General features: G+C 55.0%; 25 protein-coding genes. 20 read left to right on the forward strand and 5 right to left on the reverse strand.

Translation table 11 applies throughout. The annotated features are described in order from the left end of the window. Positions 1-126: 126 nt before the first annotated feature. From mtnK to BA6348_RS26535, 7 genes are all read left to right on the forward strand, one after another. Entirely contained in the window at positions 127-1,356 is a 1,230-nt protein-coding gene (mtnK, locus tag BA6348_RS07090) for an S-methyl-5-thioribose kinase (protein ID WP_005826623.1), read from the forward strand. After that, positions 1,353-2,393 (forward strand): S-methyl-5-thioribose-1-phosphate isomerase, encoded by a 1,041-nt coding sequence (mtnA, locus tag BA6348_RS07095; protein WP_005826621.1) that lies wholly within the window; start codon positions 1,353-1,355, stop codon positions 2,391-2,393. The genes mtnK and mtnA overlap by 4 nt, the downstream gene beginning before the upstream one ends. A 159-nt stretch (positions 2,394-2,552) precedes the next feature. Then, positions 2,553-3,107, forward strand: coding sequence for a GNAT family N-acetyltransferase (locus tag BA6348_RS07100; RefSeq protein ID WP_007776467.1), 555 nt, complete (start codon positions 2,553-2,555; stop codon positions 3,105-3,107). Between the two features lie 227 nt (positions 3,108-3,334). Next, a complete protein-coding gene (locus tag BA6348_RS07105; RefSeq protein WP_005826618.1) occupies positions 3,335-5,077 on the forward strand; it encodes an ABC transporter ATP-binding protein in 1,743 nt (580 codons plus the stop codon). A gap of 27 nt (positions 5,078-5,104) precedes the next feature. Beyond that, a complete protein-coding gene (locus BA6348_RS07110; protein ID WP_122953065.1) occupies positions 5,105-7,192 on the forward strand; it encodes an ABC transporter ATP-binding protein in 2,088 nt (695 codons plus the stop codon). Between the two features lie 39 nt (positions 7,193-7,231). Next, on the forward strand, positions 7,232-8,416 hold the full coding sequence (locus BA6348_RS07115; protein ID WP_005826616.1) for an MFS transporter: 1,185 nt from the start codon (positions 7,232-7,234) through the stop codon (positions 8,414-8,416). 177 nt (positions 8,417-8,593) lie between these two features. Further along, positions 8,594-8,734: a hypothetical protein gene (locus BA6348_RS26535; protein WP_165328977.1), complete on the forward strand. Its 141-nt coding sequence runs from the start codon at positions 8,594-8,596 to the stop codon at positions 8,732-8,734. A 95-nt stretch (positions 8,735-8,829) separates the two neighbouring features. On the opposite strand, the gene BA6348_RS07120 is transcribed toward BA6348_RS26535, so the two are convergent. From BA6348_RS07120 to sppA, 3 genes are all read right to left on the reverse strand, one after another. Next, positions 8,830-9,840 (reverse strand): CAP domain-containing protein, encoded by a 1,011-nt coding sequence (locus BA6348_RS07120; protein ID WP_005826615.1) that lies wholly within the window; start codon positions 9,838-9,840, stop codon positions 8,830-8,832. Positions 9,841-9,972: 132 nt separating this feature from the next. Further along, positions 9,973-10,446, reverse strand: coding sequence for an RDD family protein (locus tag BA6348_RS07125; protein WP_007776457.1), 474 nt, complete (start codon positions 10,444-10,446; stop codon positions 9,973-9,975). A gap of 15 nt (positions 10,447-10,461) precedes the next feature. Beyond that, entirely contained in the window at positions 10,462-11,433 is a 972-nt protein-coding gene (gene sppA / locus BA6348_RS07130; protein ID WP_005826609.1) for a signal peptide peptidase SppA, read from the reverse strand. Between the two features lie 181 nt (positions 11,434-11,614). Between sppA and BA6348_RS07135 the strand changes: the two genes are divergently transcribed. Next, positions 11,615-12,343, forward strand: a complete 729-nt coding sequence (locus tag BA6348_RS07135; RefSeq protein WP_005826607.1) for an amino acid ABC transporter ATP-binding protein — start codon at positions 11,615-11,617, stop codon at positions 12,341-12,343. 55 nt (positions 12,344-12,398) lie between these two features. On the opposite strand, the gene BA6348_RS07140 is transcribed toward BA6348_RS07135, so the two are convergent. Further along, a complete protein-coding gene (locus tag BA6348_RS07140; protein ID WP_122953064.1) occupies positions 12,399-13,100 on the reverse strand; it encodes a polysaccharide deacetylase family protein in 702 nt (233 codons plus the stop codon). 141 nt (positions 13,101-13,241) lie between these two features. Between BA6348_RS07140 and BA6348_RS07145 the strand changes: the two genes are divergently transcribed. The 6 genes from BA6348_RS07145 (at position 13,242) to gcvH (ending at position 16,754) form a co-directional block, all read left to right on the forward strand. Then, positions 13,242-14,054 (forward strand): DUF2797 domain-containing protein, encoded by an 813-nt coding sequence (locus BA6348_RS07145; protein WP_005826602.1) that lies wholly within the window; start codon positions 13,242-13,244, stop codon positions 14,052-14,054. A gap of 58 nt (positions 14,055-14,112) precedes the next feature. After that, entirely contained in the window at positions 14,113-14,301 is a 189-nt protein-coding gene (locus tag BA6348_RS07150; protein WP_005826599.1) for a hypothetical protein, read from the forward strand. 139 nt (positions 14,302-14,440) lie between these two features. Further along, entirely contained in the window at positions 14,441-14,803 is a 363-nt protein-coding gene (locus BA6348_RS07155) for an arsenate reductase family protein (protein WP_005826597.1), read from the forward strand. A 3-nt stretch (positions 14,804-14,806) separates the two neighbouring features. Further along, positions 14,807-15,994, forward strand: coding sequence for an aminotransferase class I/II-fold pyridoxal phosphate-dependent enzyme (locus BA6348_RS07160; RefSeq protein ID WP_025844052.1), 1,188 nt, complete (start codon positions 14,807-14,809; stop codon positions 15,992-15,994). A 56-nt stretch (positions 15,995-16,050) separates the two neighbouring features. Next, the gene (locus tag BA6348_RS07165) at positions 16,051-16,314 is read left to right on the forward strand and encodes a hypothetical protein (RefSeq protein ID WP_005826592.1); all 264 of its coding nucleotides are present in this window, start codon (positions 16,051-16,053) and stop codon (positions 16,312-16,314) included. 59 nt (positions 16,315-16,373) lie between these two features. Beyond that, positions 16,374-16,754, forward strand: coding sequence for a glycine cleavage system protein GcvH (gene gcvH / locus BA6348_RS07170; RefSeq protein ID WP_005826591.1), 381 nt, complete (start codon positions 16,374-16,376; stop codon positions 16,752-16,754). Between the two features lie 307 nt (positions 16,755-17,061). Here the strand turns inward: gcvH and BA6348_RS07175 are convergent, their stop codons facing one another. Next, positions 17,062-19,116: a methyl-accepting chemotaxis protein gene (locus BA6348_RS07175; RefSeq protein WP_007780223.1), complete on the reverse strand. Its 2,055-nt coding sequence runs from the start codon at positions 19,114-19,116 to the stop codon at positions 17,062-17,064. A 304-nt stretch (positions 19,117-19,420) separates the two neighbouring features. Between BA6348_RS07175 and BA6348_RS07180 the strand changes: the two genes are divergently transcribed. From BA6348_RS07180 to sufC, 6 genes are all read left to right on the forward strand, one after another. Continuing rightward, positions 19,421-19,855, forward strand: a complete 435-nt coding sequence (locus BA6348_RS07180; protein WP_005826586.1) for a hypothetical protein — start codon at positions 19,421-19,423, stop codon at positions 19,853-19,855. Positions 19,856-19,883: 28 nt separating this feature from the next. Beyond that, on the forward strand, positions 19,884-20,276 hold the full coding sequence (locus BA6348_RS07185) for a VOC family protein (protein ID WP_005826584.1): 393 nt from the start codon (positions 19,884-19,886) through the stop codon (positions 20,274-20,276). Between the two features lie 185 nt (positions 20,277-20,461). Next, positions 20,462-20,803 (forward strand): hypothetical protein, encoded by a 342-nt coding sequence (locus BA6348_RS07190; protein ID WP_005826582.1) that lies wholly within the window; start codon positions 20,462-20,464, stop codon positions 20,801-20,803. Between the two features lie 78 nt (positions 20,804-20,881). Further along, positions 20,882-22,042: a M20 peptidase aminoacylase family protein gene (locus BA6348_RS07195; RefSeq protein ID WP_122953063.1), complete on the forward strand. Its 1,161-nt coding sequence runs from the start codon at positions 20,882-20,884 to the stop codon at positions 22,040-22,042. 360 nt (positions 22,043-22,402) lie between these two features. After that, positions 22,403-23,983: a phosphoenolpyruvate carboxykinase (ATP) gene (pckA, locus tag BA6348_RS07200; protein ID WP_005826578.1), complete on the forward strand. Its 1,581-nt coding sequence runs from the start codon at positions 22,403-22,405 to the stop codon at positions 23,981-23,983. A 525-nt stretch (positions 23,984-24,508) separates the two neighbouring features. After that, a complete protein-coding gene (gene sufC / locus BA6348_RS07210; protein WP_005832072.1) occupies positions 24,509-25,297 on the forward strand; it encodes a Fe-S cluster assembly ATPase SufC in 789 nt (262 codons plus the stop codon). The last annotated feature ends 10 nt before the right edge of the window (positions 25,298-25,307 follow it).

Raw genomic sequence — 25,307 nt, forward strand, 5'->3', positions numbered from 1 at the left:
AGGTCTTTTTGTATGTCACAGCACGAACGCCGATGGCCGCATGACACCGTTTGACCGCAAGGCTGGGGGATATGACCAGTCCGCTACAGATAGAGAGAAACTACTTAACGAGGGGAGTAATCAATCATGGCATACCGCGCATTGACTGAACAGGAAGCAGTAGAGTACGTAAAAGGCTTGCCGGGTCTGTTTACAGAGGGGGCCGAGCTGACCAGCCGCGAAATCGGGGACGGGAACCTGAATCTGGTGTTCGATATTCAGGAGTCGGCTACCGGAAAAAAAGTGATCGTGAAGCAGGCGCTGCCGTTTGCGAGAGTCGTGGGCGAGTCGTGGCCGCTGACCATCGACCGCGCCCGGATCGAGAGCGAAGCGCTTCGCATCCAGCACAAATACGTACCGGACCTGGTGCCGGAAGTGTACCACTTCGATCAGGAGCTGGCCCTGACGGTGATGGAAAACGTAGGCGACCACATCATCATGCGCAAAGGCTTGATTGAGGGCAAGCGCTATCCGCTTTTTCCGAAGCAGATCGGCCGTTTTCTCGCGCACACCTTGTTCTACACATCGGATTTGGGCGCGCATCCGTACGACAAAAAAGCGCTCGTCGGAACATTCATAAATCCGGAATTGTGCAAAATCACAGAAGATCTCGTCTTTACCGATCCGTACGAAAATGCGCCGACCAACGACTTCAACCCGCTGATTCGCCGGGAAGTGGAAGCGATCTGGAACAACAAGCCGCTCAAGCTGGAGATCGCCAAGCTGAAATACGACTTCCTCACGCGCGCAGAAGCGCTGCTGCACGGCGACTTGCACACGGGCAGCATTTTCATCACCGAGACGAGCCTGAAAGCGATCGACCCGGAATTTGCCTACTACGGGCCAATCGGCTTTGACATCGGCGCGGTCATCGCCAACCTGCTGCTCAACTACGCAGGTCAACACGGATTGCAAGAAGACCCAGGAGAACGCGACTCGTACCGCGAATACTTACTGGAAACGGTGGAAGATGTCTGGAACGAATTCGTTTCCCAGTTCGTTCAGCTCTGGCACAAACAGGCAAAAGAGCGCAGCGCTCACGTCGAAGGCTTGTGGCAAAGCTACGTGAAGCGACTGATTCAGGACACGGCGGGCTATGCCGGCTGCAAAATTTTGCGCCGCGTGATCGGGCTTGCGGGAGTGGCTGATCTGAACACCATCGCAGACGATGAAAAACGGGCAGAAGCCGAGCGACTGGCGCTGGCGATCGGAGAAGCGCTGATTCTCGGCCGCAGCAACGTCGACGAATCGACAGACATCACGGACATCGTCCGCCAGGTAACCGCACGCTACTATCAGGAGGCAACGACAGTATGACAACCAGTACACAAACAACGCCAGTCAAGTGGGAAGACGACGCGCTCGTCTTGCTTGACCAGACGCGTTTGCCAGTAGAGACGATTTACTTGCGGCTGACGACCGCAGAAGAAGTATGGGGCTCCATTCGCCGCCTGGAAGTGCGCGGCGCGCCGGCAATCGGCATGGCCGCAGCATATGGACTGTACCTGGGGATTCGCGGCAGCGAGGCACAGACGTACGAAGCGTTTTGGCAGGAGTTGAACCGCCAGGCAGACTACCTGGGCACATCCCGCCCTACCGCTGTCAACCTGTTCTGGGCGCTCGACCGGATCAAGGCGCGCGTGAAAAAAGACGCTGCCCTGCCAATCGCAGAGCTGAAAGCCGCTGTGCTTGACGAAGCGCTGGCGATTCAAAAGGAAGACGCCGAGGTGTGCCGGACGATCGGAGAGCATCTGCTCACGCTGCTGCAAGACGGCATGGGCGTTCTCACGCACTGTAATCCGGGGGCGCTGGCGACGGCAGCGTACGGAACGGCTACGGCTCCCTTTTATTTGGCCAAGGAACGCGGCTGGAATCTGAAAGTATATGCAGACGAGACGCGTCCCGTCTTGCAAGGCGCTCGCCTGACCGCGTATGAATTGCAGCAGGCGGGCATCGACGTCACGCTGATCTGCGACAACATGGCGGCGATGGTGATGTCGCAGGGCAAAGTGCAGGCGGTCGTCGTCGGAACGGACCGCGTGGCGGCCAACGGCGATGTCGCCAACAAGATCGGCACCTACGGGGTAGCGGTTTTGGCAAAGGCGCACGGCATTCCTTTTTACGTGGCAGCTCCCCTGTCCTCAGTCGACCTGGCAACACCGACAGGCGCGGACATTCCGATTGAGGAGCGTCCGGCCGAGGAGATCACGCACGGCCTGGGCAAACAGGTAGCACCTGACGACATCAAAGTGTACAATCCGGCGTTCGATGTGACGCCTGCCCAATACATTACGGCGATTGTCACCGAGACGGGCATTTTCAAACCGGAAGAGATTGCGAAAAGCAAACAATAATCACGCTCATGAGCGTCTGCCAGTTCGCTGGCGGGCGCTTTTTGCGCAAGAAGCGTCCCTGCCGCTTGCCAAACAATGGCTCCGGTCGCATAATCGAGCGTAAGCAGTCGTTTGCCAGTCTTTAGTCGCTGCATCTACATAATAAAGGAGGGCTTTTGCATGAGAAGGATACCGATTAATGAGGAGACGTTTCTCAAACAGCTTGAGCTGTCCGATGCCGCCGAAATGTTCTGGCTCACGGACACCAACAGACCCTACCTGAAGGAATGGCTGCCTTGGCTGAATTTTACGAAGCGTGTCGAGGATACGAGCCATTTTATCCAGCGAACGATCCAGCAGCATAACGACAATCAGGGCATTCACTACGGAATCTGGCACAACGGACGGCTGGCCGGAACGCTGGGCGTGCACAATATTGACTGGATCAACAAGAAAACGGCGATCGGCTATTGGCTCGGCGCCCAGTTCCAGGGCAAGGGACTGATGACCGGGGCAGTGGCGGCGTACATGGACCAGCTTATTTTCGGCTCGTGGGGGCTGGAAAAGGTCACGATTCAGGCGGCGACGGAAAATTACAGGAGCAGAGCGATCCCGGAGCGGCTGGGCTTTCAACTGGAAGGAATCCTGCGCCGCAACGAGTTTCTGTACGACCATTTTGTCGACCATGCCGTGTACAGCATGTTGAAGGAAGAATGGCTGGCAAGACGTAGCTGAAAAAGTTGGATTGACAAAGAAAATTCAGTAAATTACGATGAAGGAAGCAAGAAGGGGTGCGTGATGCGCGCGCCTTTTTTATATATTAGTACAATTACGGTTTCGCCCATGGTTTGGTTTGGCGTAGCCGGGTTTGTCCATTCGCTGGAAAGGTGCAGTTGCCCAGGAGAAAAGCGCTGGCTGCAATTGAGTTCCATACAAGGCTACATCATGAGAGGGGGATCTGCTTGCATACACTCAAGGAGCTATCGTGGTTTTTTCGCGCGTACTGGAAACGGTACACAATCGGTATCTTGTTTTTATTTCTCATCGACGTCCTGATGCTTTGGCCGCCTCGTCTGATCGGAGAGACGGTCGATGCGATGCGCAACAGCTCTTTGACGACGCAGGATTTGACCAGGACGGTTGCGATCCTGCTCTCGCTTGGTGTCGGGCTGTACGCGATGCGTTTTGCCTGGCGGCACTTGCTCAACGGCGGTGCGCTGATTTTGGAGCGGACTTTGCGCGAGCGTCTGTTTGCGCACCTGACGCGGATGACGCCGTCGTTTTACCATCGCAAGCGCAGCGGCGATCTGATGGCTGTCGCGACCAACGACATTCCGGCGATCGAGCAAACGGCGAGTACAGGCGTGCTCACGCTGGTCGATTCGCTGTTCATGACGCTGTTGACGCTCGGGGTCATGGTGACGGTCATCGATTGGAAGCTGACGTTGGCGGCGCTGATCCCGATGCCTTTTTTGGCCTGGTCGACCGCCTACTACGGCAGACTGCTGCACGAGCGCTTTTATCTCGCCCAGGAAGCGTTTGGCGAGATGAACGACCACGTGCAGCAATCGGTTTCCGGCGTGCGTGTGCTGCGTGCGTTTGTGCAGGAAAAGGAAGACATTGAAGCCTATCGCCGGGTCAGTGAAAAAACGCTGGAGCGCAACGTGAGCGTATCGCGGATCGACGCGCTGTTCGAGCCGACGATTGCGATCATTATCGGCTTCAGCTTCCTGATCGGGCTTGGCTATGGAACATACCTCGTCTTTACGAGCGCGATTTCTTTGGGCGATCTGGTCGCTTTTAACCTGTACCTCGGGCTTTTGATCTGGCCGATGTTCGCCTTTGGCTGGCTGGTCAACGTGCTGCAGCGCGGCGGAGCGTCCCACAAGCGCCTCTCCGAGCTGTTGGTGGAACAGCCGGATGTGAAGGAAGTCGCCCACCCGGTGACGGCCGAGACGCCGAATACGGTAGAAGCTCGCCAGTTTTCTTTTGCCTACCCGGGCAGTGAAAAGCCTGCGCTCACTGACATCACCTTTTCGCTCGGGGCAGGCGAGACGCTGGGCATTGTCGGGCGGACGGGGAGCGGGAAGTCGACGCTGTGCCGCGCCCTGTTGCATCAATACGAGTTGAAGGAGCAGTCGCTGTTTGTCGGCGGAGTGCCGATTGAAAAACTGTCATTTGCAGCGCTGCGGGAAAAAATCGCCTATGTGCCGCAGGAGCATTTACTGTTCTCGCGGACGATTGCGGAAAATGTAGCGTTTGGCCGGCCGCAAGCGACAGAGGCGGAGGTACTGCACGCGCTCAAGCTGGCGGAAATGAGCAATGATCTGGCCCAGTTCCGCGATGGCCTGCAAACGATGGTGGGCGAAAAGGGCGTGACCCTCTCCGGCGGGCAAAAGCAGCGGATTTCGATTGCCAGGGCTTTGCTGCTCGATGCAGGCATCCTCATTCTCGACGATTCGTTGTCGGCGGTCGACGCCCGGACGGAAGAGGCGATTTTGCGTCATTTGCGCGAGGAGCGCGCCGCCAAAACGACGATTATTACCGCTCACCGCCTGTCTGCCGTGCAACACGCCGAGCTGATTCTCGTGCTGGACGAAGGCCGGATTGTCGAGCGGGGAACACATGATGAGCTGATGCAGCAAAACGGCTGGTATGCGGAGCAGTATCGCAGACAGCAAATGGAGCGGGATGTTGCCGGCTAAGCCGTGAAGAGGGAGGGAGAGCGTTTCGTGGGGAAAGAACACGTATGGAAGCGGCTGGCCGCATTTGCGCGGCCGTTTCAAAAGCAAATAGGGGGAGCGCTGATCCTGCTTCTGCTCGGGACGAGTGCGGAGCTGGCGGGACCATTTCTGGCCAAGGCGATGATCGACAATCACATCCTCGCCATCCAGAAGCCCTGGTACGAGTTTGAACAAAAGCCGCAGGTGCCCGAGGACCTGGTGGTTGCGATAAACGATCGCTACTATATACGGGAGGATGCGCTGGCCGATGCGGGCTTGACACCCGGCAGCATCCAGGCGAGCGAAGCGACCGTAGTTGCGGCAGGCACGACGTATTACTTGATCGAGGGAAAAATCGAGCAAAACGGCGAGAAGCAGTTCACGCCCATCGAGCCGGAAAATGGCCGGGAGCGCTTTGCGGTGACGGCGGGCGATGCGGCGGGGACAAGTGTGGCTCCGACAGGAATCCGGCTGACGGGCGAAGAAGTTTTGGCGATGTACCAAAACGACGTGCAGCCGATCATCTGGCTGTCGTTAGGGTACGGAGCGCTGATTTTGCTGTCGGCGGGCTTCAACTACGTGCAGATTTTGTGGCTGCAAACGATTGCCCAGCGCATCATTCAACAGATGCGGATGAAGCTGTTCGTGCATTTGCAGAAGCTCCCGGTCTCCTTTTTTGACAAGACGCCGGTTGGCTCGCTCGTCTCCCGCGTGAGCAACGACACCGAGGCGATTCGCGAGCTGTACGTGAGCGTGCTTGCCACGTTTGTGCAAAACGGCATTTATTTGCTCGGAATCTTGATCGCGCTGTTCGTGCTCCAGCCGCAACTGGCCCTGTTCTGCTGTCTGACTGTGCCGCTGCTCGCGCTCTTGGTCTACGTCTATCAAAAGTACAGCTCCCGCTACTACGCGGTGATTCGGGCGAAGCTCGGCGACATGAACGCGACGATCAACGAGATGATTCAAAACATGGCGATTGTCCAGGCGTTTCGCCGCGAGGAAGGCGTGCAAAAAGAGTTTGCGCAGGTGAACGAAAGCTACTTCAAGGTGCGGATGAAGGAAATCAACCTGGAGTCGCTCCTGCTGCGGCCCGCTGTCGACCTGATCTGGAAAATCGCCCTGACCTTGATTATCTGGTACTACGGCTCCGCGTCGTTTCACAGCGTCATTTCGTTCGGGGCGCTGTTTGCCTTCGTAGACTACATGGGTCGCTTTTTCGAGCCGATCAACATGATTATGAACCGCCTGTCGCAAATGCAGCAGGCGACGATCTCGGCCACACGCGTCTTCGATATTTTGGACACGGCGGCCGAATCGCAAACAGCGGGGACGCCAATCGCGCGGCCGCGCGGGGAAGTGGTGTTCGACCAGGTGTCGTTTGCTTACAACGAAGATGAGTACGTGCTGAAAAACGTTTCGTTCACCGCGAAGCCGGGCCAGACGATCGCGCTCGTCGGCCATACCGGATCAGGGAAAAGCTCGCTGATGAACCTCTTGCTCGGCTTTTATCCGGTGACAAAAGGGCGCATCCTGATCGACGGCAAGAACATGCGCAAGATCGACACGCAATCGCTGCGCAGTCATATCGGGCTGGTGCTGCAAGACCCGTTTTTGTTTACGGGCAGCATCGGCTTCAACATTCGCATGTACAACGACGCGATTTCCGATGAAAAAGTCGTGCAGGCCGCCAAGGCAGTGCGGGCCGACGAATTTATTACGCGCCTGCCGCAAGGGTACGACGAGCCGGTTGTCGAGCGCGGCATGACGTTGTCTGCGGGACAGCGGCAGCTCATTTCGTTTGCCCGGGCGCTTGTGGCCGATCCGGCGATTTTGATTCTCGACGAAGCGACGGCGAGCATCGACAGCGAAACCGAGCTGGCGATCCAGGAAGCGCTGCACGTCCTGTCGCGCGGGCGGACGACGTTTATCATTGCCCATCGGCTGTCGACGATCCAGCACGCGGACCAGATTCTCGTATTGTCCCGCGGGGAAATCGTGGAGCGGGGAACGCATGACGAGCTGATGGCACAGGATGGACTGTATCAAAAAATGTACCAGCTTCAACAAGGGAGTCTTTCTGTTAAAGTGAATGGATAGAGGTTTACAGAGGATTTAGGGGAAAGGAGCTTCAACACCATGTCTTCGTCGAGATACACCTTCTGGGTGTTGATCCTGGTGGTAGCCATCTCGGGCTTGAGCCAAGGCTTGAGCATTCCGCTTTTGGCTGTGCTGTTGGAAAAGCAGGGCGTGTCGTCGGTCATGAACGGGCTGAACGCCGCCGCTCTGTACGTGGGGATGGTGCTCGTCTCGCCTTTGCTGGAAATTCCGCTGAGGCGGATCGGCTACCGTTCCACGATTTTGTGGGGAATGCTGCTGCTCACGATTGCGACTGCCCTCATCCCGCTGTTCAGCCACCTGGCTGTCTGGTTTGTGTTGCGTATGCTGATGGGGATTGGCGATTCCAGCCTGCACTACTCCAGCCAGATGTGGGTGACGAAAATCGCCGCGCCGCAAACGCGGGGACGCGACCTGTCCCTGTACGGGCTGGCGTATGGCGTCGGCTTCAGCATCGGGCCGCTTGGCTTGAATTTGTTGCCGCTCGGGCTGTGGGTGCCGTTTGGCGTCTTGCTTTTTTTGTACGCCGTAGCTTTTGTGCTTTTGTCGCGGATTAAAAACGAATATCCCGAACAGCTCAAGCAAACGGAAAAGAAACAAAACAAATACGCCACCGTGCTGCGCATCGGCTGGCTGTCGCTGATTCCTTCCTTTTTATACGGGTTCATGGAGACGTCTTTGAACGGCAGCTTTCCGGTCTACGCGTTGCGCACAGGCTTGTCGCTGGAGTGGGTTTCCCTGATTTTGCCGTCGTTTGTAGTCGGCAGCATTATTTTGCAAATGCCGCTCGGGACGCTAAGCGACCGGATCGGGCGCAGGCAAGTGATGCTCGCCTGTGCGCTTGTCGGGGGGATTGCCTTTTTCCTGTTCCCGCTGGCCGGGGAAAACGTCTGGCTGATGATGCTGCTGCTCGCGCTTGCCGGGGCGGCAGTCGGATCGTTTTACTCGCTCGGTCTGGCCTATTCGGCCGATATTTTGCCTGCCGCCATGGTGCCGACTGCGGGGATTATTGCGGGCATCAACTTCGGGATCGCGAGCATTCTCGCGCCAAACGTCAACGGCGTGCTCATGGAGCTGTGGGAGCCGTGGACGATGTTTTGGCTGATGGGGGCGCTTCTCGTGGTCTTCGCCGCCGCCTGCCTGTTTGCCCGAAACAGCAAGTCCCAGGCAGAGGGCTATCCGCTGCCATTGCAAAAACAAGGCTGATGGATGCCAAAAACGAAGCCATTCTCTGCATGTGTGGAGGATGGCTTTTTGTGCTGCCGGGGTTTCCCAACCATTTTTGCTGAACTGTAAGTTTTCTTCGTAAAAAAGCATAAACGGGCGCAGGGGAGGGAAGCGTATTACTATAGAAGAATTGTTTTTTTGGAAGGGGTTGACCCGATGCTGACTCCGTGCATATTCAAGCGGGGGATCGTCTGGATTTTGTTTTTCGTCCTCAGTCTGGTCATCATCCCGTTTTTTTCCGAAGAGGGTCAGGCTCCGCCGCCAGCTCCTGCTACGAATGCGGCTGCGCAGCAGTAACTTCGACTCTGTCCGTGGATGAGGCAAGAAGTCTTCGTTAGAGCAACAAAAGACACGCCAAGCGATTGTGCTGGCGTGTCTTTTTTCGCGAGCGCTTACTTCGAGACGAAGTTTTGCGTGTAGAACGGGCGGCCGTCTTTGATGACGACACCGACGCCCAACTGTTTGAAGTTTTGATTCAAAAGATTTTGCCGATGGCCGGAGGAGTTCATCCAGCCCATGTGGACTTCAATGCCGTCCAGTTGGCCGTAGGCGATGTTTTCGCCCGCGTAGCTGTAGCGGATGCCTGCTTTTTTCAGGCGGTCAAACGGGCTTCCCGTCGTCGGCGAGGTGTGGCTGAAGTAGTTGTGCTGCGCCATGTCGTTGCTGTGCGCCCTGGCGACAGCCGCGACCTGCTCGTCCCAGGTCAGGACAGGCAATTTGGCGCGCAGCCGAGCGACGTTCAGCAAGTCGAAATTTTCTTTCTCATAAGCGATGGCGGCTTGCTTGATCTGGGCGTCTGTCAGCTTCGGCTGTGCCGGCAACTGTGTATAGACAATCGGGTACATCAGGCCCATGGCGATCGTGGCGAAGTGCTCCGGCGTGGAGATGCGGACACCTGCGACTTTGTTGCCGCCCAGTTGATCGATGGAAAAGGTGATGACCTGATTGTTTTGAAGATAAGTCGGATGTTTGAGCGTATTGTCCTGGATGCGCAGCGATGGAGTAATAGCCAGAGTGTTCTGTGGCGCTCCCCATGCCTCCTGCAACGCTTTGGTGGTGGAACCGATCGTGATTCCCCCGATATTGATCTTCGCTCCGTTCGTAAACAGCGTGACGACTTTGCTGTTTTGGATGCCCACCTGTATGTAGTTGTTCAAATCTTTGTTGTAGATCCACCATTCTACTCCGGTGTGGCTCGGGTCTTTGCGTGCGGGCTTGCCCAGCTTTTGCTCGACCTGAGCGGCGCTCATTCCGAGCTGGATGCCGTACGTGGACACCGATTTGACTGCTTGCTCTGCGGCTGCGACAGGAGCGGCGGACACACCAAAAACGGGTGACAACTGGCCGAGCAGAGCCAGTGAAAGACCTAAGGCGAGGATGCTGATTGCTTTTTTCTTGTGCATATGTCTACCTCCTCGAAGTGGAATTGCCTTGGTTGTTACCAGTATCAGTGCAAAGACGGGCCAAAAACAGAGTCAAAGGAAGCAAATCTGTTACGAAAAAAGGAAAAACCTCCGAATAGACGATCGGAGGTTTCACGTTTTGCGGTCGTAGACGACGTATGTTTTCGCGAGCAAGTCATGCCAGCCTTGCTTTTGCGGATTCCATGCCACCCACAAATAGCCGAGCCCAAAAGGCAGCGTGGACAAAAACTTGCCAATCACTTCGCGCAGGATGACCTGGCCGCCCGACAGGTTGCCCCGGGACTGTCTGGCACTAATGACCCGGATTCCGGTAATCAGCTTGCCCAACGTCTGTCCCGTCCACCAGGTCAGAAGGATCATGTACAACAGTCCGAACAGTGCCTCCATCAGATCGATCAACGAAAAAAAGTCGCCGGATACGCCCATGGCGCGCCGCAGCGGATTGAACACGAGCAGGCTGACGCCGACCAGAAACAGGGAGTCCAGCAGGGAGGCCGCTACGCGTATCCAAAAGCCTGCGAAGTGGTGCTCGCGAGGCGGCTCCTGCCAGCCGTCCGGCTCTTGCCTTGCCATGAGGTCGCTCATTCCTCTCACTCCTTTTTAAAACGACGGGATGAATTGGTACAGGAGCCGCGGCGAGCTTTGGCGCTGCACGAGCTGCGCAAGCCCGAGCGGATCAGGGTTGGACCAGTGCTGCTTCAGGCTGAACAACAGCTTGCTGATGGAGAGCTGGTCATTGTAGCGCACGACCATCGCTTCCTGCTCGCCAGAGAGCGAGAGTGCGTGCCGGGTCGCTTCTTCCAGATCGCCAAATTCGTCGATCAGTCCGAGCAGCTTGGCTTGCTCGCCGGAGTAGACGCGGCCATCGGCAATTTCTAAGACGCGCTGGCGGGAGAGATTGCGGCCTTTGACGATTACATCGACGAATTTTCGGTAGCTCTCGTTGACCAGCGACTGGAAAATTTGCCGCTCGGGATCGGTCAAAGGGCGCGCCGGGCTGCCGATGTCTTTGTAGCGCCCGCTTTTGATCGCGTACTGTTTGACGCCCAGCTTGGCTGCGGCCTCGTTGTAATTAAACAGTTGAAAAATGACGCCGAGACTCCCGGTCAATGTATTCGGATTGGCAAAAATCGCATCGCCAGCCGTTGCCAGGTAGTAGCCTCCCGACGCAGCGGTCGAGCCCATGCTGACGACGATCGGGATGTCGCGCAACTGCTTGAGCCGCATCAGCCGGGTATGCAACTCATCCGTAGCGACGACCTCGCCGCCAGGGCTGTCGATCCTGAGCACGAGCGCCTTGACCATGTCGTCTTCCTCGACCCGCCGCAGTTGCTCGGCGAGCAGTTCTGCCATCGAAGGCATCCCGGAAGCGTTCGGCTCCCCGGAAATGACGCCGTTTACGAACAACTGCACAATTTTGTTGCTGCCTGACCCGTACACGACGTTTTCCTCCCAGGAGAATCCGGGGGTGTCGGCCAGCTCCTTGTAGCTTCCGGCCAAGCCTTCTACCGTTATTCCCGCGACAAAGACGACCAGCACGATCAGGAGCGCCACCCATTTTTTTCGTTGCATGAAAACCACCTCCCCCTTAGCATGAGCCGCGAGGGGAAGAGTTACGCATCGGGCCGGGCTTGGAAAAACAGGGAGTGCAAAAACTGGGCGAGAGACTATTTGTGCAATTTTCAAACTATTGCGGTACAATATAGTTACATAGATTACAGCAAACGCATTTACCGCAATTAGGGGGATGACCATGATTATTCAAGTGACCGATTTGACGAAAAGCTACGGAGAGCTTCAGGTGTTAAAAGGAATTACGACACAGGTGGCGGAAAAGGAAGTCGTGTGTGTCATCGGGCCGTCGGGCTCGGGCAAAAGTACTTTTTTGCGCTGTCTGAACCAACTGGAGCAAATGACGGGCGGGAGGATCGTCATTAACGGGCATGACTTGTCAGACCCCAAGACAGATATCAACAAGGTCAGGGAAGAAGTCGGGATGGTGTTCCAGCGCTTCAACCTGTTTCCGCATAAAACGGTTCTGGAAAACGTCATGCTGGCGCCGATCAAGGTCAAAAAGCTCGCGCAAGAAGAAGCGCGCAAGCAGGGTCTGGCGCTTCTGAAAAAGGTCGGGCTGGAAGACAAGGCCGACGTGTACCCGGAGCGGTTGTCCGGTGGCCAGATGCAGCGGGTGGCGATTGCCCGCGCGCTGGCGATGAACCCGAAAGTCATGCTGTTCGACGAGCCGACCTCCGCCCTCGACCCGGAGCTGGTGGGTGAGGTGCTGACCGTCATCAAAAACTTGGCCAAGGAAGGGATGACGATGGTCGTGGTCACGCACGAGATGGGATTTGCGCGGGAAGTCGGCGACCGCATCATTTTCATGGATCAGGGCGTGATTATGGCAGAAGGAAGCCCCGAGGAACTTTTTGACAACACCAGCCACGAGCGGCTGCGTTCTTTCCTCGGAAAAGTTCTGGCCTAAAAGGCAAAAGGCAAGGCACCAGTTGCTTCGCGAAAGAGCGAGGCGTTGGTGCCTATTACTTGGCCTCATCGAGCAGTTGCGATACGGTGACAAAGCGGTAGCCTTGCGAGCGCAGGTCACTGATTAGCTCCTGCAGGGCGGCCACGGTTTGCTTCTGGTTCAGGCCGCCATCGTGAAACAAAATGATGTCGCCGGACGACACGTTGCTTTTCACGGTTTTCGCAATGACAGACGCCGTTCTCGCCAGCGACCAGTCTCGCGGATCGACCGACCAGTGAATGATGTCGTACCCGCTCGCCTGGACGGCGTCCATGACGTCGTGGGTCATGACACCCCCGGCGGGACGGTAGTATTGGGCGAGAATGCCCGTCGTCCTCAGGATGGAGCGCTCTGCTTGCTTGATGTCCTCGTACACCTCGTGCTCTGTCAGCTTGTTTAAGTCAAAATGGTGGTAGCCGTGATTGCCGATCTCGTGTCCGGCCTTGTAAATCCATTGCAGCACCTTTGGATGCTTGTCCACCTGGGAGCCGAGCACGAAAAAGGTGGCGGGCACCCGGTTTTTATGGAGCACCTCCAAAATTTTCGGGGTGTAGGTGGCATCCGGACCGTCGTCAAAGGTCAGGGCGACTACCTTTTTGTTCGTGTCGATCCGGTGAATCGGTTCGTAAGAGGGGAGCAGTTCCCGGGCCGTAACAGGAGATATCCCGTAGCCGAGCAGGCAGGCAAGCAACAAAGCATACAGCACGACGCGGCTCATGACGGACGCCCTCCTTTTGATTGAGATAGTTTAGGTTCACCCTCCGCTCTGGAAAACATGCTGCCAAAAGAAAACAGCGCCCGGTGCGCACAGGCGATATGTTAAAATGAAAGGACTGTACATGGGAGAGGAGAGAATGAAGTGGAACTCCGCGGTATTTTGCACGGTCTGAGCCACGATTATCACGGGAGAGAAAAGCCGGTCGACTACTATTTGAACATCGGCGAAGACCGTCTGCCTTTAAATGAATGGCTCGGCAGCGAACTGACCATTTCCTATCTGGGCCAAAAAAATTGCATCGCCTGCGGGCGCAAAACGAACAAAACGTTCAACAGCGGGTACTGCTACCCCTGTTTTACCAAACTGCCGGAAAATGACTTGTGCATCGTCAAGCCGCACGAATGTCATTTTGACCAAGGGACGTGCCGGGACGAGAGCTTCGGCGAGCAATACTGCATGATCCCGCACTACGTCTATCTGGCAGTTTCCAGCGACATCAAGGTCGGACTGACGCGCAAGCACAACCAGCTCAAACGCTGGGTCGATCAGGGCGCGATTCGCGCGATCCCGATTGCGGAAGTGCCGACGCGCCGGATGGCGGGAGAACTGGAGTACCATCTTAGCCAGTTTTTGCCGGACAAGACCAACTGGCGCAAAATGCTCAAGGGCGACGTCAAGGAAATCGACCTGATTGCTATGCGCGACGAGGTGTACAGCCATTTTCCCGAACCGTTCAAACCTTTCCAATACAGGGAAGACGAATGGGTGGATATTACATATCCGATTTTGGAGTCGCTGGACAAGATCAACTCGAAAACGTTGGACAAAGAGGAGCAGCTCGGCGGGCGGCTGATCGGCGTCAAGGCGCAGTACCTGATTTTTGAGAACGGCGTTTTCCAGGTGCGAAAGCACGCCGGCTACCAGGTAGAGATCAAGGCAAGCCACTCTGCATAAGTTCAGGCAAACTCCCCACACTTAAAAAAGCAGGCCAAGCTGAAGGGGGAGCTTTTTCGTGGATGGAGAAATCGAGTACACCCAGCCGTTGACGGGGACTTTGGCGGAAGCGGTAGAAGCGCAAAACGACAAGCAGCTAGGGGTGCCTTATTCGCCGCTTGCCCAGATGTGGCAGGTGAACCCCGGGGCCGAAGCCGTCGAGACGGAAGGCGCAAAAGCCGATCCGTCCAAAAGCCCGGGCCACTAACAGCAAAGCAAAACGCGAAAAACGGCAGCCGTTGAAGTGGGGCTGTCGTTTTTTTCAAGCAGGCAAACATTGTCCAGGACGGTGTGGTATTCTTTTACAAGAGAGAATGACTACATAACGAAAAGCGAGGGAATCGACCATGACCATGAAAGCGTATTTGTACAGCAAATGCGATACATGCCGCAAAGCGAAAAAATGGCTGACAGACCACAAGGTGAGCTTCGAGGAAGTGCCGATTGTCGATGCGCCGCCTTCCAAGGAAGAGCTTCGTCGGATTTGGCAGACGAGCGGGCTTGACCTGCGCAAGTTTTTCAATGTCAGCGGCGTGCAATACCGCGAGCTTGGGTTAAAGGACAAGCTGCCGACGATGACAGACGAGGAAATGCTTGACTTGCTCGCTTCCAACGGAAAGCTCATCAAGCGCCCTCTCTTGGCGAGCGATGATACAGTGACGCTGGGCTTCAAGGAAGACGAGCTGGAAAAAGCGTGGGGAGGCAAGTAGGGGATGCGCCAACCGTCCAAAAGACTGCAAAACTTGTCTGCCGCGATTTTTTCCGAGATGGCTGCGCGAAAAAAAGAAGTCGCGAAGAAAAGGACCGTGTACGACTTGAGTATCGGCAGCCCGGACCAACCGCCTGAAGACCAGTTGCTCGAAACATTGCTCGCTGCTGCCAGACAGCCGGGCGCATTTGGCTACGCCTTGAGCGAGGGTACCGGAGCTTTTCGCGAAGAAGTGGCGCGCTGGTATCAATACCGCTTTGGCGTGGAGCTTGCGCCAGACGGCGAGGTTCATTCCTTGATGGGCTCGCAGGATGGACTCGCGCACTTTGCTTTGGCCTGGACCGATCCGGGCGACATCGTGCTCGTGCCTGACCCCGGCTACCCGATTTACGAGGGGAGCGTGCATCTGGCCGGGGCGATTCCTTACCGGATGCCGCTGCGCGCGGAAAACGGCTTTTTGCCCAGGCTCGCAGACATCCCGGACGAGATCGCGGCTCGTGCGAAGTTCATGATTCTGAACTATCCGAACAATCCTGTATCGGCTGTGGCCACCGTCGACTTTTTTGCAGAGGTCGTCGCATTCGCCAAGCGTCACGACATCATCGTCGTGCACGACCTCGCTTATTCGGAGATGGCTTTTGACGGCTATCGCCCGCCCAGCTTCCTGCAAGCGCCGGGAGCCAAAGAGGTCGGGATCGAGTTCAATTCGTTTTCCAAGAGCTTTAACATGGCAGGCTGCCGCATTGCGTATGTAGTCGGCAACAGCGAGATCATCAAGCCGCTGGCCATCGTCAAGTCGAATGTCGACTACGGCGTCTTTTTGCCTGTCCAGCAGATGGCGGTCGCGGCTTTGCGCATGGACCGGGAAGCAGGCGGCAAGAGCAGCGTCGGCCCTGTCTATCAGGAGCGCCGCGACGTCTTGCTGGCAGCACTGGCCGAGGCGGGCTGGGACATTGTGCCGCCGAAAGCGACGATGTTCGTCTGGGCACCCGTGCCAACTGGCTGGACGTCCCGCGAGTTTGCCATTGCGCTATTGGAGGAGGCAGGGGTGGTCGTCATTCCTGGTAGCGCCTTTGGCGACGAAGGGGAAGGCTACGTCCGGATTGCGCTCGTGCAAAGCCCGGAAGTATTGCGCCAGGCCGCTCGCTCGATTGCGGAGTCAGGCATTTTGGCGAGAAAAACAGGGGCATAGGCGCAGGCTGGCCGGCAAATGAGGGACGGTGTGGCAAATCGGCGTCGGCGAATGGTTTGAAAGTTACACGTATTCCTGTGCCGGATTTGGAAAAAGCTACAGATATTGAAGTGAGGAAACAGGCGATTGCGGAGCATGGCCTGAGGTATTCGCTTGCGGTCGTCGACGAAAAGGTCGATGCGCTGCCGGATGGACATGTCTCTGTTTTTGGCCTGTTTGACGAGAGGCTCCAGCGCGCCATTTTCTGGCAGGCGAAAAGGGTTTCAAGCTGGTCCCCAAAACGTCTGTTCAGAATTTTGTGGAGCGAAGAGGAATCCTAGAATGTTCGTCTAATTATGTATGTGTAATGGATTGTACCCGATAGGAGGATATGTAAACGATGGAATTCCCGAAAAATCTACGTTACAGTGAAGAGCATGAGTGGGTGCGAGTAGAAGGCAACAAAGCGTATATCGGAATCACCGCTTTTGCTCAATCAGAGCTGGGTGACATCGTGTTTGTCGAGTTGCCAGAGGTAGGCTCGACAATTCAACAGGATGAGCCATTTGGCAGTGTGGAATCGGTAAAGACCGTTTCCGAGCTGTACGCTCCTGTATCTGGCAAAGTAGTGGAAGTAAACGGCGAACTGGAAGACGCACCAGAACTGGTGAACTCTTCGCCTTATGAGCAGGCCTGGATGATCGCTGTCGAGCTGTCCGACACAGCCGAGCTGGACAAGCTGCTGGATGCCGACAAGTACGAGGCAATGGTAAAAGAATAGTTTGCAGACACACAAAAAGCCGGGGCATTGTTGCTCTGGCTTTTTTAGCTTTTTGGCAAAAGCCAGTCGACCGTTGCCGCAGTGGAGGGAGGAAACAGGAGAAAACGCTACAGGTACTTGGGCCTCTAGCGAGGAAGCGGAGACTGGCCGCCTGCGGGGAAAAAGGAAAACCGCGTCCAAAGTGGAGGATTCAGGGAAGCGGGTTCAAGGTGGACGCTTAAAGGCAGATACAAAAGAAAAAAGGCTTCGCCGAGCCGCTAAAGCTTGGCGAAGCCTTTCTATGATAAAACGTCAAAACCTCAAACCACTACCTAAGCTTAAACGAGCGCACCGTATCGTTCAGCTCTTCTGCCATCTTCGCGAGCATGGTCACGGCTGCGGAAATTTCTTCCATCGACGCGTTTTGCTCTTCTGCTGCCGCTGCGACGGTTTGCGAATTGCCGGCGGACTGGATGGCGATTTGCGAAATATGGTCGATCGCTGCGACGATCGTTTGCATTTCCTGGCTGATTTTTTTCATTTCCGCCGACACTTCGTCTGTGCGGGTAAGCAAGTGGGCGGTAGAGTCGGAAATTTGCTCGAAGGCGGTTCCGGTCGCGGTGACCAGCGTCATGCCTTCCCCGAGGATGATGGAGCCGTGGCTCATGGCGGAGATGGCCGATTCGGTATCGCGCTGAATGTCCGTGACGAGGCTGCTCACCTGTTCGGCGGCCGAGCTGGACTGTTCCGCCAGCTTGCGCACTTCGTCAGCGACAACGGCAAAGCCTCGTCCTTGCTCCCCGGCTCTGGCGGCTTCGATCGCTGCGTTTAAGGCAAGCAGGTTGGTCTGGCTGGCAATCGAGGTAATCAGCGCGATCATTTGGCCGATTTCCTGGGAGCGCTGTCCAAGTGCGTTGACCACCGCTGCGGTTTGCTCCATTTGTCCGTGAATTACCGTCATGTGCTCCACTGTCTTCGCGGCCATCTGGTTTCCTTCTGCAGCCTGGCGATTGGCATCGCGAGTAGAGGAGCTGACTTCCTCGATGCCTTTTTCCATCAACGAAATATGCTGGGCGATTTCGTTGATGACATCGCTGCCCTGATTGGTCGCGTCCACCTGCTGCTCTGTTCCGTAGGCGATCTCCTGCACAGACTGGGCAATTTGCTCCGTCGCTTTGCTCGTCTGCTCTGCGCTCGCCATCAGTTGTTCGGAAGTAGCGGCGACTTGCTGGGCGCTGTAGCTGACCTGGCTGAGCGTTTCGCGCAAGGTGGCGGTCATCGTATTGAAGCGGCTTGCCATGACGCCCATTTCATCGGCTGTCTTGACGTCCATCGTAGCGGTGAAATCGCCGGAGGAGAGAGCTTGAGAAAGCTGGTTGGCCTTGTTGATTTGTCCGGTCAAATACTTGCTGAAAAAATAAATGACGGCAATCAGGATCAACAGCCCAAGCAGACTGACAGCGAGAAGCCGGTAAGCCAGAGCGTTCAGAGGCTTGGCAAATTCATTTTCCGGCATGACGAGCGCGATAGTCCAATTTGTGTCAGGGATTTTTTGGAAATAGACGCGATTGACGCCATTGTCATCGGAAAAAGTTGTCATGCCTTCATTTTCAGCGAGAAGAGCGGGGCCGATCTCTGCGAGCGACGCGTTGCTGTCGGTTTGCACGGATTGGACCATCAGCTTGTCCGACTGGGGATGGGACAAGTACTTGCCGTTCTGATCCAGCAAAAAGGCCCAGCCCGTCTCGCCTACTTTTGTACCCGAGACCATCGCTTGAATATCCGTGAGCGTGATGTCGTCTGTCGCTACACCCAAAAGCTTTTTGTCTGGGGAGTAAAACGGAGCTACGACTGTCGTCATGGAGACTTTGGAAATCTCGTCATAGTACGGCGGTGAGTAATTTGTCGGTTTTTGGGTCGACGCACCGATCTTGTACCACTCTTGCTCAGGATAGTTATAGGACGATGTACTGTACTCGTACGTAATGCTCACCTTGCCGTCTTTTTTGGCAGCGTAAGTAGCAACGAACTGCTTGCTCGGATCAAAAGCGTAAGGCTCCATGAAAATTCCCATGCCAACAGACGTTTCGTTGACGAGAACTGTTTTGCTCAGCAGGGAATCCAACTGCTCCAGCGAATAAGTAATGGGGCTCATTTCGATGACGCGCGCCATGTTCAGCGTCACCTTGCTGTGTGCTTCCAGTTCTTTCTCCACTTTGCTGCCGAGCACGTCCAACTGGTAGTTCATCTTCTCCGTCAGTTCCTTGTTCAACTGGGCGTGGGAAAACATGAAGGCCATGCTCATCAGAAGTACTAAGGTAAGGACAATGACTGGAAGGGTAATCGCAAGTGTCCGGGCGCGAAGACTTTTAAAACGAAACATAAAACCGCTCTCCTTTTATTGTGACTAGCTGACTAACTATTCTCTTTATCGGCGTGATTCAAACTTCTTTGCACGATTTTTAGGCATGTACCGACAAAAACTTCAAACTAATCAGAAAACGGTGTTCAAACGCAGGCAAATCGAGTACAATGGTATGACAATTTGTTTTGCCATAAACCGATTGGTATCTTTTTGCGGTAGAGCAGCAGAGGGATTACGGGTTACAATGCGGATACAGACAGAGAGTTTCGACCAGACGCTTCTAACGCTTTCGCTGTTTGGCGAAGAAGGAGGGAGACTATTTATGAGTTTTTGTTGCGGTGCAGGAATGGTAGGTTCCGTAGGCTCAGTCCGTCATTATAAAACGCTTGTACACAATGTCCCCATCATGTTTTGTCCTGTTTGTGACAGAATTGAGGTTCATCCCGGTATTGAGGGAGAGTACGAAATTTTAGTAGAATATGCTCAAGGGGATCAGGCGCCCGAAGTCGATTTCGCCGATTTTGTGAGTGTTGACAATACATCGGAGTTGTTTGAGAATTGTACCATGACGGATGAAGCAGCCAGCTTCGCCGATGTTTTGAAGCAGCAGATTGATATCTCCTTGGATTTGCTCGGTATTGCCAAGGAGTTAAAGGATGAAGAGTGGCGCGAAGCACTCATGATTCGTTTAAAACGGTTAAGCGAGCGACTGAAGCAGTACAATAAACGCAAGCAGGTGTCGCAAAAAAGCGCATGACCTTTAGTTGACGTGGGAGGCAGTGTGAATGTTTCATTTGAAAGGCGTTCACCACATCGCATTGAATTGCAGCGATGTCGTGAAGGTAGCTCGGTTTTTTAAGGACATTTTGGAAGTCCCCATCCCGGAAGAGAATATGGTGGAAGGAGCGCCTGTCTACTTTCAAATCGGCACATACACACGGATCGGTCTCCATCCGCACGACGGGGCGGAAGGCAAAGGCGGCGTAGGGCAGGTCGATCACCTCGCTTTCTCGGTAACGAGCCGCGCTGAGCTCGACTATCTGGTCGACAAGCTCGAGGCGGAAAACATTTGCTACCGTGGCCCGATCACGCAGCCTACGAGCTACAATTTGTATTTTGAGACACCGGATGGTCACCATCTGGAAGTCCGACTGGATAAAGACGAATTTGATGAATAACGGATGGATCAGAAGAGCATCTGCGGCCGCGGGTGCTCTTTTCGTTTTTGCGCAACAGATGAAAAAGCCTGTCGAGAAAAAGTCGGCCGCCCTGACAAGACCCGACAGTGGTTCTCATCCCTCGCCAAAGGATTCGACTGAGCGAGCCACGAACCCAATGGGAGAAGAGAGGGGGACGGATTTTTATGATCGGAATTGGCAGACTGCTTTACGAGGTAGGCGAGCGCCTACAAAAGAAAACGCATTTGCACTATATGACAGCAGGTTGGGAAAAGCGGATCGGGATCGTCGTCGACGACACGCAGTCGCGCTGGCAACTCACGATATCAAAAGGCAGCATTTCGGCAGGCGTCTGGGAGGAGGAGCAGTCCGCCGATCTGATCGTCAGGGGCGGCGAGCGGCAGATGGAGATGCTGTTTGGCGGAGACGAGCTGGTCTACACCTTGGCCAAGCAGCAGGTGAAAATAGCAGGGACATTGCGCGACCAGTTGAAGCTGGATGCGATTTTGCGCTTGACGTGCAAATAAAAGCTGGCTGATCCCGTTTCCAAATAAAGGCGCCCGCATGTGCTATAATGAGGAAGAAACGATGGGGGAGGCGCAAATATGTCTGATAGCTTGGCGTTGAAAGAAACAGTCGCTGCACGTGCGCGAAACATTGACGAAACATTCAGTCACTTGCACGCGAATCCGGAAATTAGCTGGCAGGAAGTCGAGACGACGAAGTACTTGGCCGAGAGAATGCAAGCACTGGGGCTTGCAGTCACTACTTTTGCAGATTGTACAGGGCTTGTCGCGGAGTGGGGAGAAGGGAAGCCTGTCGTCGGGCTGCGCACCGATATCGACGCGCTGTGGCAGGAAGTAGACGGAGAGTGGCGCGCCAATCATTCCTGCGGGCATGACGCGCACATGACCATGATTGTCGAAACGGTAGAGGCGTTGATCGCTTCCGGGTACAAGCAGCCGGGCACGCTGAAAGTTTTGTTCCAGCCCGCTGAGGAAAAAGGAACAGGCGCCTTGAAGCTCGTGGAAAAAGGCGTCGTGGACGACATCGACTATTTGTACGGCGTCCATCTGCGCCCGATTCAGGAAATGGCGAACGGGACGGCGGGGCCAGCCATCTACAACGGCGCCGCGATGTTTTTGTACGGAGAAATTACAGGCGTATCTGCACACGGAGCAAGGCCGCACCTCGGAATCAACGCGATTGAAGTCGCGGGTGCGATCATTTCCGGGATCGGACAAATTCACATCAATCCGATGGTTCCGGCGACAGTGAAAATGACCATGCTGCAAGCCGGAGGAGAGAGCTACAACATCATTCCGGACAAAGCGAGATTCGCCCTTGACTTGCGGGCGCAAACCAACCAGGCGATGGATGAGCTAGTCGGGCGCGTCCGCCAGATGATCGAAGGGATCGAGACATCCTACCAGGCGTCGATCGAACTTACGGCCGGATCGCGAATGGTGGCGGCGGAAGTCGATGAGGAAGCGAAGGAGCTGATGGAGAAAGCGATTGTCGACGTGCTCGGGGTGGACAACCTCAAGGCGGCGCCTGTCAGCCCGGGAGCGGAAGACTTTCATTATTACACTGTAGAGCGTCCGCACATCAAGGCGACGATGCTGGCTCTCGGCTGCGATTTGCAGCCTGGACTGCACCACCCGCAGATGAAGTTCGAACGGTCGGCACTCCGCGACGGCGTCCAGATTCTCAGCCGTGTCATCGTGCGCACGTTTGACAAGCTCGGAGAAAATGCCTCCCGCTAAGCGAATGCGCTGGAAGACCCGCTCATGCAGCGGGTTTTTTGTGTAAGCCATGGCGCAGGCACCATCCAGGGCTGGCGGATCAAGGCGGGCCGCTGTCCAGGCACTTTGTCGCGCCAACTGGTCAGACCAGCGAATTTTCAAAATATCCATTCATTTACGAAAGGGTGGACATAGAGTCGAAGAACTGAAATACTGTAGGGTGGGGAAAACTACTGGGGAGGCTATTCACACATTCTCCACAAGAGATTATAAAATTATGTGGCTTATTTGATTGAATGTGATATACTAATTACAAATCGAACGACATTGAGAAAAGTTACTTTACTTGGATATACATTTTGGGAAGGAGATCGTTCACACATGGAAACCAATACGGTTCACAAGCTTTCTGACATTCTGGGAGCTACACAGGTTTACCGCAACCTGCCTGTAGCTGGGCTCGTTGAGATGGCAGTAAAGCGTGGCGAAGGGATTTTGACCGACAAGGGGGCGCTCAATGCGCTGACAGGCAAGTTTACCGGCCGTTCGCCAAAGGACAAATTTGTGGTGGACGAAGCTTCCGTACACGATAAGATCAACTGGGGTCCGGTGAATCAGCCGATTTCTCCGGAGAAGTTCCAGGCACTCCAGCAGGACGTGCTGCAATACTTGCAAGGCAAAAGCGAGCTGTTTGTATTTGACGGTTTTGCTGGTGCAGACACAACCTACCGTCTGCCAATCCGGGTCGTAACCGAATACGCTTGGCACAGCCTGTTTGCGCGCCAGTTGTTCATCCGTCCATCTGCAGAGGAGCTGGCGACACACGAGGCTGAGTTCACCGTGCTTTACGCACCTGGCTTCAAAGCCAATCCATCTGTACACGGAACCAACTCCGAGACTTTCATCGTTCTGAGCTTCGAGCAAAAGACCGTTTTGATCGGTGGCACCGAGTACGCGGGCGAGATGAAAAAGTCGATCTTCAGCGTCATGAACATGCTGTTGCCTGAGCGCAACGTTTTGTCCATGCACTGCTCGGCCAACGTGGGCAAAGACGGGGATGTCGCGCTGTTCTTCGGACTGTCCGGTACAGGCAAAACAACGCTGTCCGCTGACCCGAACCGCTTCCTGATCGGGGACGACGAGCACGGCTGGTCTGACAATGGCGTATTCAACATCGAGGGCGGATGCTATGCAAAATGCGTCAAGCTGTCCGAAGAGGGCGAACCGCAAATCTGGAACGCGATCCAGTTCGGTACCGTACTTGAAAACGTAGATGTAGACCCGGCTACCCATGTCGCCGACTACGACAGCACGAAGTACACAGAAAATACGCGCGCAGCCTATCCGGTAGACGCAATCTCCGGCGCTGTGATTCCAGGTGTAGGCGGTCAGCCAAACGTCATCATCTTCCTGACAGCCGATTCGTTCGGCGTGCTGCCTCCAATCTCCAAACTGAACAAAGAGCAGGCGATGTACCACTTCCTGTCCGGCTACACGAGCAAAATGGCCGGTACAGAGCGCGGCGTAACGGCTCCGCAAACCGAGTTCTCCACGTGCTTCGGCTCTCCTTTCCTGCCGCTGCACCCGGTTGTGTACGCAGAAATGCTCGGCAAAAAAATTGACGAGCGCGATGTGCAAGTATATCTCGTAAACACAGGCTGGACGGGTGGCCCTGTCGGTGTTGGACAGCGCATGAAGCTCTCCTACACGCGTGCGATGGTAACGGCAGCGCTGAACGGCGATCTGGAAAAGGTAGAGTACGTGGAAGACCCAACGTTTGGCGTACAAGTGCCGACCACTTGCCCGAACGTACCGGCAGAAGTGCTTCAGCCGCGCAACACATGGGCAAACAAGGAAGACTACGACAAGCAAGCTGCCGAACTGGCTGCACGCTTCATCGAGAACTTCCAGAAGAAGTTCCCGGATGCAACAGACATTGCGAAAGCAGGTCCAAAAGCGTAAGCAACGGCTATATATATGGAGGAAACGGCTGGACAATAGCGTCTAGCCGTTTTGTTTTGTCCAAGGCGAGAGCGGCCAGGCAACGCTGCCAATCAGCAGGCTGTGGACAGGGCCGCTATCACAGCTTTTCCATTTGACTCGCGCAAAAGGGTCAGGTAAGCTTCCATAGGAGGCTTTTTCAGCGAATGGAAACGAGCGGATTGGATACATAACCAACACGAGGCAAGCTGCTGAACTGGCTGTACGCACCTGTGCCTTTTTTTGTGGCGCTCGGGAGGCGAATCGGGAGAAAAGTTCCTGGAAAATGCCAGGCGATGTATTGGAAAAAGTTGCATGGGAGAAAATGCTTACGTGGCCGTTGTATTTGGGAAGGTTTTTGGAAGCAAAAACGGACTTTCTAAATATAATGATATAAAAAATACAGATATGTTTCATTCCTTGATTTATAATTATTCTTATTATAAGATAGTTATTGAGAATGGATTGAGAATTACCAACTCACTTTTGTGTATGGAGGGAATTCAGATGACAGCAGTACCGCATTTGCAAATAAAAAACCTTCGCGCCAAGATCGAGGACAAAGAGATCCTCAAAGGTTTGAACCTGGAAATCAAGGGCGGCGAAGTGCACGCGATCATGGGACCGAATGGTACCGGTAAATCGACACTGGCATCTACGCTGATGGGCCACCCGAAATACGAGGTAACCGATGGCGAAGTGCTTATCAACGGCGACGACCTTCTGGAAATGGAAGTAGACGAGCGCGCACGCGCAGGTCTGTTCCTGGCGATGCAATACCCATCCGAAATTAGCGGCGTAACCAACTCCGACTTCCTGCGTTCTGCGATCAACGCGCGCCGTGGCGAAGGCAACGAAATCTCCCTGATGAAATTCATCCGCGAGATGGACAAAAAGATGAGCACGCTGGAAATGGACGATTCTTTTGCGCACCGCTACCTGAACGAAGGCTTCTCCGGCGGGGAGAAAAAGCGCAACGAGATTTTGCAAATGATGCTCCTGGAGCCAAGTATCTGTATCCTGGACGAAATCGACTCCGGTCTCGACATCGACGCGCTGAAAATCGTAGCCAACGGTGTAAACGAAATGCGTTCTGCTGACCGCGGTTTCCTGATTATCACGCACTACCAGCGTTTGCTGAACTATGTGAAGCCTGACTTCGTACACGTCATGATGCAAGGTCGTATCGTGAAGTCCGGTGGTCCTGAGCTGGCTGAACGCCTGGAGGCAGAAGGCTACGACTGGATCAAGGAAGAGCTCGGCATCGAGGACGAAACCGTTAACGCCAACGTGTAGGAAGAAGGAG

The organism is Brevibacillus agri, assembly GCF_004117055.1.
Classification (GTDB): domain Bacteria; phylum Bacillota; class Bacilli; order Brevibacillales; family Brevibacillaceae; genus Brevibacillus; species Brevibacillus agri.